The sequence below is a fragment of the SAR324 cluster bacterium genome (assembly GCA_015232315.1).
Lineage (GTDB): Bacteria > SAR324 > SAR324 > SAR324 > NAC60-12 > JADFZZ01.
In genome coordinates, this window is sequence record JADFZZ010000059.1 from 1 (window position 1) to 11,744 (window position 11,744).

Consider the following 11,744-nt stretch of genomic DNA (forward strand, 5'->3'; position numbering starts at 1 on the left):
AAAAAATGATCGCCTTCTCCCTTGTCACGATTGAACCCGCCGATCCCCAGACACAGTGTTTCTGAAAGCGGCTTGACCTCGTCATACAGCAAATTGCGGATGAAACCCGGCAATTGGGAACTTTCATAATGCAGTCCAACCACCATCGCGGAACGCCAGCGTGACGGATGAATCTCAGAACGAAATTTTCCCACCTGTGCAGGTGGTTTGAAAATGAGCCGCCAAGAACGCCAAGAACACGAATAAAAAGGTTTTTTATATAAATGAAGTCCTCCGTGAAACCCTGATTTTCAAGTTTTCTGGTGCATATTCGCTTTTTTACTTTGTGTTCTTCGTGTACTTAGTGGCTAAAAAATATCTGCACAGGTCGAAAAAATTGTGAAATGAAAAAGGCACCACTATTGCTTTCTATGAGCATTTCTGGCATATCACCTATAAATGTATCTGTTTTGATTACTCCTCTGGTTGTTCGTCATGGAATTATCACCAACAAATAGCGCCGACGTAATTCAAAAGTACGTGACCTTTAACGTAGGTTCTGAACTTTTTGGTGTTCGCATTGAAATTGTACAGCAAATCATTCGCCCCCCGCAAATCACCGCCATTCCCAGAACCCCCGGATTTTTTCTGGGTGTTCTGAATCTGCGGGGCGAAACGATCTCCACGATTGATTTAAGGGTCCGTTTCAGCATGGGCAAAGCGGTGAAATCCGCTGAAACTCGTGTGATTATTGTGGACTACAGACATTCAAGACTGGGGTTGCTGGTTGACCGTATGGGTTCTGTGCTCAATATCAACAACAACCAGATCCGCACCCCCTCGCCCTTCATTGAAAAAAACACACTGGAATATCTCTCCGGAACCGTTCAGATTGATGCCAAAAAGTCCTTGCTGTTGCTGGATGCGGACCGCTTGATGGCGCCTGAGGATTTTCGTTTAGGCGAAGTGATCATTCGTTCGGATAAAACAGGTCAAGGCGGGGAACTGGTCGTGGCGGAGCCTGAACAGGTTTTGATCGGATTCAAACTGGCAGACGAATATTATCTGATGGAAATCAATATTGTGGAAGAAATCATACGATCGCCAACAGCCATCTCTGAAGTTCCGCAACACACCAGGGCGCTCGAAGGGGTATTCCATCTCCGTGACCAGATCATTCCACTGCTCAGACTGACCAAACGATTCGGACTTCCCGACCAACCTGATGGGCCCAATACCGCGGTGCTCGTGGTGAACGTGCTTGGCGTCAAAATTGGTTTGATTGTAGATGCCATCACCGGAGTCAAGCGACTCAGGGAATCCAATATTGAACCACTGCCCAAAAATGTGGAGGCCTCCCGTTCCAGACATTTGAAAGGTGTGTTTCAATCAAAAGACAATGGTCAGCATTTTGTGTATCTGGTCACAATTCTTGAGAAAATTTTTCTGGAAGATGAACTGGAACGCCTGGGCGATTTTCAGGATGCCCACATGCAGGAAATGCTGGAATCTGCCAAACCTGTGGCTGAAATCATGTCACTTTTGCGGTTCAAGGTCGGTGGCGAAATCTATGCGATCCGGATTCTTCAGGTGAATCAGATCACCAACATGCAGACCGTTTGCTCGGTGCCCATGACGCCGGATTATATCAAAGGCGTGATGAATGTCCGTGGAGAAATCATCACGGTCCTCGACTTGTCGACCATGTTTGGCAGTACGGAAATGTTTTCCAGTAAAAAAGCAAAAATCATTGTTGTGGATATCGGCGAACGTAAGGTCGGACTTCAGGTGGAAGAGGTCATCGGAATCGTATTTCTCCCACGCAATATTTTTGATATTCCTGAAAATTGGGGCGAACGGGGAGAGCATCGCCTCGTCGAAGCGATTGGACGTGAAGAGTCAGGTGACGTCACTGTCCTGCTTGATCTGGACGCAACCTTGAAACAGGCCACTGAGTTTGGTCAGCATTTCAAAAAAACTGAGAGTGAAATGAGCATGGCCTAAGCTGTTCATTCCACTCCAATCCGCGTATTTCCGCAAAACCTACCCAAGGTTCCCGAATTTCAGTGGGAACCTCTTGCGTCTACTTGTTAAAATCCAGAATAAATGTTTCCAGTTTTCGGATATCCTCAGTAAAAATCCTGATACCTTCTGCCAGTTTTTCAGTGGACATCGCATCATCATTCAACATCCAGCGAAAACGTTTTTCATCCATTTCAATCCGTTTCAGGTCACTCTTCTTTGCTATTGCAGGGCTTAGTTTTCTTGGAATGGTTTCGGTTTCAGTGTTCAATATTTTCAACAACTGTGGACTGATGGTCAGTCGATCGCATCCGGCCAGTTGCTCAATCTGTCCATGATTCCGGAAACTGGCACCCATCACAATGGTCTGGTGATCAAATTTTTTATAATAATTATAGATGTTGGTGACAGATTGAACTCCCGGATCTTCCTCAGCGGCAAAATCGGAGCGTCCGGTTGTTTTTTTGTACCAGTCCAGGATACGTCCGACAAAAGGGGAAATCAAAAACACACAGGCTTCCGCACATGCTACCGCTTGTCCAAAGCCAAACAACAGGGTGAGGTTGCACTGTATATTTTCCTTTTCCAGAATTTCCGCCGCTTTGATGCCTTCCCATGTTGCCGCGATTTTGATCAGCACCCGGTGTGCCGGAATTTTCCTGTCATGGTATAAACTGATGAGTTTCCGGGCGCGCTGAATGGTTCCGTCAATATCAAACGACAGCCTGGAATCAACTTCTGTGGAAATCCGGCCCGGAATGATTTTAAGAATTTCAGAACCCAGACTTACGGCCAGTTGGTCCACGGTATTGGCCATGATCTGTTCCTTATTACCGCCCTGATCCTGAGCCCAGCGAATGGCATCCCGTACCAGATATTCATATTTTTCCATTTGTGCGGCACGATAAATCAGCGATGGATTGGTCGTGGCATCTTCCGGTTGATATTGTTTCATTGCGTCAATATCGCCTGTATCCGCAACCACCAGTGTCATTTTTTTAAGTTGTGATAGCTTGTTTTCCATGAAAATCCTTCATTTAAAAAGAGGTTGATGAGATGTGAGGGACTGTAGCAAAACGCTTAAAACGGATCAATGCATATTCCAGAATAATGTAAAAATTGAGGCAGGACAGCATTATGCACTATCAACTGGGATGATACTATAGGAATGGCAAAAGAATAAGTTGTAGAATACTATAGACAGGAAAGAGAAGTCCTCCCCAGTTCTCTGTCCTTTCCTTTTTTCTTGGATGAACGATGACTATAGTCGCAGATGTGAGACTTTGAGTAGAAAAAAATGACTCAGTCCAAAATCGCATTGATGTTTTAATCCTCCTGCTTTAACCCATACTCTGAAAAAAATATCCAATTTGAATCTGTTAGTGCTCAACGGTTAATAAAGCCTGAAGCGAAAGCCAGCAATTTTGCACCTTAAAGGCTGGGTCAGTTTAGGCGAAAGCCAGGAAAGAATTTACCAGACTTTGAACGAACGACACGGAAGTAGTCATAATTCCGGATATGTTTAAGCTGTGATCGCCATAGTTTCGGATTTTATTTAATTTTCAATCTGTTAAGCAGGATGTTTATGCCACAATCTCCTAGAAGATCCTTGTTGTTTGTACCGGGTGCTGAACCGCGCCGCATTGAAAAATCCATGGATGCAGGGGCCGATATGATTATTTTTGATCTGGAAGATTCAGTGTCTCCAGAAAAAAAAGACATGGCCCGAAAACTTGTCATTGAAGCACTTCATCAAAATTTCGGTCAAACCGAGTTGGCGGTCAGAATCAATGCGGCAGGAACACCTTTTCATGAAGAAGATATCGCACTCATGGTTCAGGCCGGTTGCAAAACCCTGATGATTCCAAAATCGCATTCAATTGAATCACTGGAAAAAATTTCGCAATTGATCAGCCATTTTGAACAAAATGAGGCCACGACACGATTTTTAGCCTTGATTGAAACACCCCTGGGGGTTCTCAATGTGTCGCAACTCTGCATGTCCAGTAAGCGGATTGATGTTTTGTGTTTTGGTCATGCGGATTTTTGTATGGAAATGGGACTAACTCACATGGATGCCTCCTCAGGTGTCGTGTTTCATGCCAGATGCCAGATTGCGCTGACAGCAAAAGCCTATCAAAAAACAGCCATTGATAATGTTTGTCTGGCGGTCAAGGATGAGAGTGCCTTCAGAAAGGATGTGGAAATCGGGATGAACCTCGGTTATGAGGGAAAACTTTGCATACACCCGAGCCAGGTCAAAATCGCAAATGAAGTGTTCACACCGACTGCCGAACAGATTGAGTATGCTCAACAGGTGTTGGCAGGTTGGCAGGATGCGCAAGCCCATGGTGCAGGCGTGTTCAGTCTGAATAATAAAATGATTGATGCGCCTGTTGTTGCCGCTCAGGAACGTATTCTTGACCGCGCTAAACAATCAGGCTTGTTATAAAATTCGCAGGAGACTTATGACAAAACGAATTGAAATCAGTGGACCTTATTTTGAGGATTTTAACCTTGGTGAAGAGCTGGAAGACGCGCCATCCGTCACCATCACCAGTGGTCACGCGGCTTTTCATCAGGCCTTGTTTGGTGACAGACTTCGACTTGCGCTGGATTCCACCCTGAGCAAAGCTGTTACGGGCAAGGATGCGCCGTTGGTGAATCCAGGACTTTTGTGCAATGTGGCAATAGGCCAGACCACGTGGGCCTCCCAGCATGTAAAAGCCAACCTGTTTTATCGTGGGTTGGTGATCAAAAATCCCGTTTTTGTAGGAGACACGCTGCACACAACCACAAAAGTGGTGGGCTTGAAACAAAACAAGGTCAAACCGGGAAGAGCACCCACTGGAATGGTCGCCCTGGAAATGCTGGTGAGAAATCAGCACGGACAGGAAGTGATGAAATTCTGGCGTTGTCCCATGATTCCATGCAGAAATGCTGATACAAACACCGGATATGATGATTCTTTTGATTCCATTCCCTCTGAACTGAATATGGAAGAAGTAAAATCTGCCATCCCGGAAAACTGGAATCTGGCTCATTATCGTCAAACAATTCCGGGAACGCATTTCAATGAACTGGAAACCGACACTGTGTATGTCATTCATTCAAGGGATACGATCACCAGCGCACCAGAACTGGTACGACTCACCCTCAACATGGCGACAACGCATACAGACGCAACCACCAGTGCTTATGGCAAACGGCTGGTTTATGGCGGACACACCATCACCATGGCAGGGGCTCAAACGGTGAGAGCTATCAAAAATCTCATGACCTTTGTGGCCTGGCGAAAATGTGATCATACAGCACCTGTGTTCGAACAGGATATTTTAAGAACCGAAGTGAGTGTGATTCAAAAATATGCATTATCACAGGGCGGTTTGGTTGATTTTCATGTGGATGTATTTGCTGAACGGGGCGACCAGTCCCCGGAACCAGGAAAGGATATCAAGGTTTTGGACTGGGATGTAATTGGACTTATGGCTTAGGAGACAGGATGACACAAGGAATTCTTGAAGGAATGAGAGTGATTGAAGGTTCAGCGTTTGTCGCCGCACCACTCGGCGGTATGACACTGGCTCAACTTGGCGCAGATGTGATCCGGTTTGATCCCATCGGTGGGGGGTTGGATTATCAGCGCTGGCCAGTCACAAAAAATGGAAAAAGTTTGTTTTGGGCTGGGATGAACAAAGGCAAACGATCCATCGCCGTCGATTTTAAATCAGAGCGAGGAAAAGAACTTTTAACAGAATTAATATGTGCGCCCGGAGAAAATAATGGTTTGTTTCTGACCAATTTTCCCAACCGGGGCTGGATGTCCTATGAATCGCTGAAGCAACATCGGGAAGATCTGATCATGGTCAATATCATGGGCGATCGCCATGGTGGTTCCGCGGTAGATTATACTGTAAACCCTACTGTGGGTTTTCCTTTGGCGACGGGGCCGGACACATCTCAGGGACCAATCAATCATCTTCTTCCCGCCTGGGATAAAATCACCGGACAAATGGCACTGGTTGGATTGTTATCCGCTGAACGTTACCGCTCAAGAACCGGAAAAGGCCAACTGGTCAAACTGCCGTTGGCCGATGTCGCACTGGCCACGATCGGTAATCTTGGTAAAATTGCGGAAGTCCAGGTCAACAAAGTCAATCGTCCCAAATATGGCAATTACCTGTATGGTGCTTTTGGCAGGGATTTCAAAACATTGCATGGCCGATGGATCATGATTGTCGCGCTGACAGACCGGCAATGGAAAGGCCTGTGCAAAGCTACCGGTTTGACAAAAATGTTTGACCGACTTGAAGAAGAATTGGGGTTGGATTTCAACAAGGAAGGTGACAGATTCAAAGCTCGTGAAGAACTGGCCGAAATTATAGCTCCATGGGTGAGGCATCGGGCAATTGATGAGATCAAGGAAATATTTGACTCGAATGGTGTTTGCTGGAGTACCTATCAAAAATTCAAGGAACTCGTCGAAGAAGATCCTGAGTGTTCTGAAGAAAATCCAATGTTTCAAATGGTTGATCAACCGGGAATCGGGTCGTATCTGATGCCCTCTTCTCCTCTTGATTTTCAGGAGTCAGGTCGCCTGGCACCGAAAAGAGCCCCTGAACTTGGTGAGCATACTGATGAAATTCTGGCTGATATTCTTGGTCTATCTTCGACCGAAATTGGTCTTCTCCATGACCAGAAAATTGTTGCAGGTTCAGGTGTTTGAGTGGTGCCTGAACGGCCAAAAAATAACTTTTTAATAACACTAAAAAAAAACTTGCATTCCAAAACGTGCTCGGCTATTAATGCCGCTTCTTCAATGGGCGCTTAGCTCAGCTGGGAGAGCGGCGGCCTTACAAGCCGTAGGTCGTAGGTTCGATCCCTACAGCGCCCACCAGAGAAATTTCCCAATGTTGGGGTGGTAGTTAAGTTGGTTATAACGCTGGCCTGTCACGCCGGAGGCCGCGGGTTCGAGTCCCGTCCACCCCGCCATCAGGAATCATCAAGGCTGGAAGGTTGTTCAGCACCCCCTGAAATTTCCTCTGAAAAATTCATCCCCATCAGTATCCCCAACATTTAGACTACTTTTGTATCCTGAAACATCATTTAGGATAAACTCATTTTCTAATATGTGGGATAAATACGTCCTATCAAAATCTTGCTTATGTCACTTGACTTCTTATACAAGCAAGCATGTCTGCATCCAAATTTCCCAAATAATAGTTTCCCAATCCTGATTTTATTGTATGAGTGAATCTATTCCATCCCAATCAGAAAATACTTTGATTGCAGGTGGTCGTCAGGATCCATTACTTCCCCCTCTACTCAAGAACATCAATCAGGCCATTGAGCTTGAATTCTCAGTTGCGTTTATCCTCCAAAGTGGAATTGAGCTCATCCGGGAACATCTCGAAGATTTTCTCAATCGACAGGGAAAAGCCAGAATTTTGACCGGTGATTATCAATATGTCACTGATCCACATGCCCTATTCACACTTTTGGATCTGGAGGGTGATATAGGTGTTCGCATTTTCGAATCTGGGGGAAAATCATTTCATCCCAAATATTATGGATTCACATTTCAAGATGGTTCCAAGGCCGTTATTATTGGAAGTTCCAATCTGACAAAAACAGGATTGTGTGAAGGCATTGAATGGAATTATCATTTGAATTTCAGTGCAACTTCAAACGGCTATATTCCGTTTCAACAGGCCTTTCAAAAACTGTTTGAACATCCTCAAACTCTGGCTCTGGAGCATGACTGGATCAAGGCTTATCAGGCAAAAAGACAATTTTTCACCTTTAGACTGAATCCTGAATCTATCGCCGAAACCATGGTAAACAATGGTTATTCCGTAGCGACAAATGCTGAGGATGAAACTATAATAGACAATGGTGATCGCTACATATCTCTCAATGAAAATCCAGACATTGAACAAAAAATCAAACCTCATCTGATTCAACAAAAAGCATTGGACTCACTTAAGAAAACTCGCAGTCAGGGAAATCGTGCTGGTTTGGTTGTTTTGGCCACAGGCTTGGGAAAAACCTGGCTCAGCGCTTTTGATACTCTCGCATGCCAGTCTCGAAAAATATTATTCGTTGCGCATCGGGAAGAAATCCTGGATCAGGCACGAAAAACATTTCGTAAAATCCGACCAGATTCTCAATTGGGGAAATATGACGGCACTTTCAAAGACAAAAATGTGGATGTTTTATTTGCGTCTATCCAAACGCTCGGGAAATCAAATCATCTTCGGAATTTCGAACCACAAGCTTTTGATTACGTGATTATTGATGAGTTTCATCATGCTTCAGCCCGTACTTATCGAAATTTGATTGAATATTTTCAACCGGAATTCTTACTCGGACTAACAGCGACACCGGAACGGATGGATGGTGGAGATCTACTCACCTTATGCCAGGAAAATCTGGTTTTTCGTTGTGATTTTGTTCAAGGCATTCAGCAAAAGCTTCTCAGTCCCATCAAATATTTTGGTATCCCCGATGATATTGATTACGGACAGATTCCCTGGAAAAGTTCTCGATTTGATGAAGCAGCATTAACCCGCGCCGCCTCCACGCAGAAACGTGCCCAACATATTTTTGAGCAATATCACCAACGAGCTGGAAATCGAACATTAGCCTTTTGCTGTTCTCGAAGCCATGCCGACTTCATGTCCAAATATTTTTCACTTCAAGGAATCCGATCGGTTGCGGTTCACTCTGGTTCTGATTCAGCACCAAGAGCACTTTCATTAGAACAATTGCAGTCTGGTGAACTCCAAATTATATTCGCGGTGGATATGTTCAATGAAGGAGTTGATGTTCCGTTGATTGACACGGTTATGATGCTCAGGCCCACAGAATCGCCGGTTATCTGGATGCAACAATTAGGGCGTGGATTGCGTATCGCCATCGGAAAAGCGCATTTGACTGTCATTGATTATATTGGGAATCACCGGATTTTTCTGAAAAAATTACAGACGTTGCTGACTCTGAGAAGTGGTGATCGTGAAATTGCTAACTGTCTTAAGCATCTTCAAAACAAGACCTACGAACTGCCAGAAGGCATTGATGTGTTTTATGAGCTTGAAACGATTGAGATCATGAAAGCACTGCTAAAATCTCCAACTGAGGGTGAAGCTCAGGAAAGTTTTTACAAAGATTTCCAATATCTGCATGACAGACGTCCCTCTGCACTGGAAATTTATCATGAAGGCTACAATCCAAGACAAACAGGATATGCCTCATGGTTTGATTTCGTACATCAAATGGGAGATTTGTCATCAAGCCAGATCCAAATTCTGGAACAAATCCGACCATTACTGGAAAGCCTGGAATCCACACCATTGACGAAGTTCAATAAAATACTGACGTTATATGGGATGATACGGGAGGGATGTTTTCCTGGTCAAATAAGTATGACTCAATTAATGAGCTCAATTCAAACAATTGCTCAGCGTTCTGCCAAACTAAAATCTGATATTGAAAATGAATTGAACCATGGCATTGAAATCCAAAAAAAATGGAAACAAAACCATATCAATGACTGGATTGAAGGCAAGGGAACCAAACAAAAGAAATACTTCAAGTCTGACGAATTCTTTTTAAAAACCACAAAACTGATCCCACACGAAGACAAAGAGTCTGTCATTGATATGGTGCGGGAATTAATTGATTGGCGATTGGCAGAATATTTATCATGGAATCCTCATGCCAATGAATTTATTATCAAAGTTTCCCATTCAACCACCAATCCTATTTTGATCTTACCTGACCGCAACAAACATCCAGATCTTCCAAGCGGTCATACTGAAGTGATGGTGCAAAATGAAATATACACTGGAAATTTTGCAAAAATCGCCCTCAATGTTCTGAGAAAAAATAATTCTGAAAATCACCTGCCTCGAATACTGAAATCCTGGTTTGGCGAACAAGCCGGAGCTTCAGGCACAACGCACAAAGTCAAATTACTACAAACACCAAATGGATGGGAATTATCTCCGGTCAACCCGGTTCTGTCAATGGCTCAGGTTCAATCTGAATAGGTGTTATTATTCTGAATCCAGGTTCAGTGTCAGGTGAATTCGAGGGGTGTAATTGAACCCCATGGAGATACTCAGGCGGGATACGACAAACGAGTTGTGATCCAGTTCTTCAGCATTTTTGCCTTCTGGCATCAGTCATATTTTGTGCCGATCTAAAAACGAATAATCCTTCAATATCTCCTGGACATCGGCTTCGTTGCTGACCACAAACTTGAAATAGGCATTTTCGTTTTCGTTCATAAAAGACAGTACATCTTCTTTGATCCTGCGATCAAGTCGTTCTCCTGAATTTGATAACTTGGGAGAGCAGGAGTAAATGATCCGCATTTTTTATACCAGAACAAAAATCCGATAACGCTTATCCTGTGATCCTGGCCAATCAACTGGATGTGGCGTTGACCGCCAAGAAATTTCTGGAGGAACATCATCGACTGCGAAGTTCCTGGCTGAAAGAAACTCAGGGCATTCTTTTTAAGGACAAGAAACCCAAATGGATATTGGATGAAGTGTTGCCTGATTTTAAATCGTCATAGTCTCCAAGTCCCTGATCCAGAAAGGTTAAGGCCTCATACCCGGCGTTGATCATTATTTTCGATTGGTGCTGGAAAGGGATTAAACATTATTTGTTATCGTAGTGACCACCGATGGCAAAAATATAGATACACTTCTCATCAAATTTATAAACCAGGCGATCTTTTTGAGAAATACGCCTGGACCAGAACCCCGACAAGCTATGTTTTAATGGTTCCGGTTTCCCGATACCTTGGGATGGCTCATTTCGTAAGAGTTCCTTCAGAATTCGCCTCAGATTTTCATGCATTTTCTTATCCTGGACACGCAGATCTTCGTATTGTTCAAATGTGTTGCCCTCAAATACCAGAGATCTCATCCATTTGCTCACGGGTCGGTTGGTATCCTGTATGGGTGATATGGGTTTGAAGTGACGTGGTGATCTGATTCATCAGTGACTTATTCTCAAGGATTCTCAAGGTTTCCTGCTCTCGTTCCCAATCCTCATTGCTGATCACCACAAAAGAAGGCGCGTTTTTTCGAGTCACCCGTATGACCTCATGATCGTGGATTGCCATTTCAACAGACTGCTTCAGCGATGATCGAAATTCGTTAACGGTCATTTCCAACATATTCCTGTCTCCCTGATACACATTGTTAAATGAATTTGCTTATCAACGTTTTATTCTTTTCCTATAAGAATTAATTTTTCCAGATTTATGTTCAAGTTCATTTTGTTTCAAGTGTCGACGACAGGCCACTGACACGCTATTCCACCAAGTCTTTCTGATTTCCAATTCCGCGTTCTCCGAAAAACCTTCTATTCCATTCCAGATGTCATAACCAGGTTTATTATTACTCGATGTTCCAGTTTTTTTCTTGAGAATTGTGTTGACTCAGGCTCAGGCTTGTTTTTTGTAATCCAAATCAAGCGTTGGCTCCAAATTGGGCATAGTTCTCCCCGAAAAGTGTTTTTTGGAGGTTTGGAGGGAAAACATGGTTTTGATCGATTCACTGAGTTCCTCTAATTTTTCATGTTTCCCGGGTAATTGAAAAATATGCTGGATGAATTGGACTAAAGAATCCACCCGTGGAACGGGTGGGTTTGGGATAAGCCCAGAGGGCTTGACATACTGGGGTTAGACTGGACACTAAGCAACGTTTTTTCCATAGTTCTTGTCA

At 44.0% G+C, this 11,744-nt stretch carries 10 protein-coding genes and 2 tRNA genes; 8 read left to right on the top strand and 4 right to left on the bottom strand.

Features of this window, described 5'->3' with window-relative positions:
• Positions 1-194 (bottom strand): hypothetical protein (locus HQM11_20695; GenBank protein ID MBF0353458.1); only part of this gene is annotated, 194 nt, incomplete at its 3' end.
• Positions 195-519: 325 nt separating this feature from the next.
• Here HQM11_20695 and HQM11_20700 point away from each other — a divergent pair.
• The gene (locus HQM11_20700) at positions 520-1,983 is read left to right on the top strand and encodes a chemotaxis protein CheW (GenBank protein MBF0353459.1); all 1,464 of its coding nucleotides are present in this window, start codon (positions 520-522) and stop codon (positions 1,981-1,983) included.
• Between the two features lie 79 nt (positions 1,984-2,062).
• Here HQM11_20700 and tal read toward each other — a convergent pair whose 3' ends face one another.
• Positions 2,063-3,025, bottom strand: a complete 963-nt coding sequence (gene tal / locus HQM11_20705) for a transaldolase (GenBank protein ID MBF0353460.1) — start codon at positions 3,023-3,025, stop codon at positions 2,063-2,065.
• Between the two features lie 561 nt (positions 3,026-3,586).
• On the opposite strand from tal, the gene HQM11_20710 reads away from it, so the two are divergent.
• From HQM11_20710 to HQM11_20740, 7 genes are all read left to right on the top strand, one after another.
• Positions 3,587-4,453 carry a CoA ester lyase gene (locus HQM11_20710; GenBank protein MBF0353461.1) on the top strand — a complete coding sequence of 289 codons (867 nt, stop codon included), beginning with the start codon at positions 3,587-3,589 and terminating at the stop codon, positions 4,451-4,453.
• 16 nt (positions 4,454-4,469) lie between these two features.
• Entirely contained in the window at positions 4,470-5,495 is a 1,026-nt protein-coding gene (locus HQM11_20715) for an acyl dehydratase (protein MBF0353462.1), read from the top strand.
• A gap of 8 nt (positions 5,496-5,503) precedes the next feature.
• Complete coding sequence (locus HQM11_20720; GenBank protein MBF0353463.1) at positions 5,504-6,727, top strand: CoA transferase; 1,224 nt, start codon at positions 5,504-5,506, stop codon at positions 6,725-6,727.
• A 95-nt stretch (positions 6,728-6,822) separates the two neighbouring features.
• Positions 6,823-6,898: transfer RNA gene (locus tag HQM11_20725), tRNA-Val, on the top strand.
• Positions 6,899-6,916: 18 nt separating this feature from the next.
• Positions 6,917-6,993, top strand: a tRNA-Asp gene (locus HQM11_20730).
• A 254-nt stretch (positions 6,994-7,247) separates the two neighbouring features.
• The gene (locus tag HQM11_20735; protein MBF0353464.1) at positions 7,248-10,052 is read left to right on the top strand and encodes a DEAD/DEAH box helicase family protein; all 2,805 of its coding nucleotides are present in this window, start codon (positions 7,248-7,250) and stop codon (positions 10,050-10,052) included.
• A 365-nt stretch (positions 10,053-10,417) separates the two neighbouring features.
• Positions 10,418-10,585 (top strand): hypothetical protein, encoded by a 168-nt coding sequence (locus HQM11_20740; protein ID MBF0353465.1) that lies wholly within the window; start codon positions 10,418-10,420, stop codon positions 10,583-10,585.
• Positions 10,586-10,671: 86 nt separating this feature from the next.
• On the opposite strand, the gene HQM11_20745 is transcribed toward HQM11_20740, so the two are convergent.
• Both HQM11_20745 and HQM11_20750 read right to left on the bottom strand, forming a co-directional pair.
• A complete protein-coding gene (locus HQM11_20745; protein MBF0353466.1) occupies positions 10,672-10,941 on the bottom strand; it encodes a Txe/YoeB family addiction module toxin in 270 nt (89 codons plus the stop codon).
• Complete coding sequence (locus tag HQM11_20750; protein ID MBF0353467.1) at positions 10,922-11,194, bottom strand: type II toxin-antitoxin system Phd/YefM family antitoxin; 273 nt, start codon at positions 11,192-11,194, stop codon at positions 10,922-10,924. The genes HQM11_20745 and HQM11_20750 overlap by 20 nt, the downstream gene beginning before the upstream one ends.
• Positions 11,195-11,744: the final 550 nt, after the last annotated feature.

Bases quoted from the DNA above. Each gene is read 5' to 3' on its own strand.
- tal (MBF0353460.1), bottom strand. From the start codon at position 3,025: ATGGAAAACAAGCTATCACAACTTAAAAAAATGACACTGGTGGTTGCG.
- HQM11_20710 (MBF0353461.1), top strand. From the start codon at position 3,587: ATGCCACAATCTCCTAGAAGATCCTTGTTGTTTGTACCGGGTGCTGAA.
- HQM11_20715 (MBF0353462.1), top strand. From the start codon at position 4,470: ATGACAAAACGAATTGAAATCAGTGGACCTTATTTTGAGGATTTTAAC.
- HQM11_20720 (MBF0353463.1), top strand. From the start codon at position 5,504: ATGACACAAGGAATTCTTGAAGGAATGAGAGTGATTGAAGGTTCAGCG.
- HQM11_20735 (MBF0353464.1), top strand. From the start codon at position 7,248: ATGAGTGAATCTATTCCATCCCAATCAGAAAATACTTTGATTGCAGGT.
- HQM11_20745 (MBF0353466.1), bottom strand. From the start codon at position 10,941: ATGAGATCTCTGGTATTTGAGGGCAACACATTTGAACAATACGAAGAT.
- HQM11_20750 (MBF0353467.1), bottom strand. From the start codon at position 11,194: ATGTTGGAAATGACCGTTAACGAATTTCGATCATCGCTGAAGCAGTCT.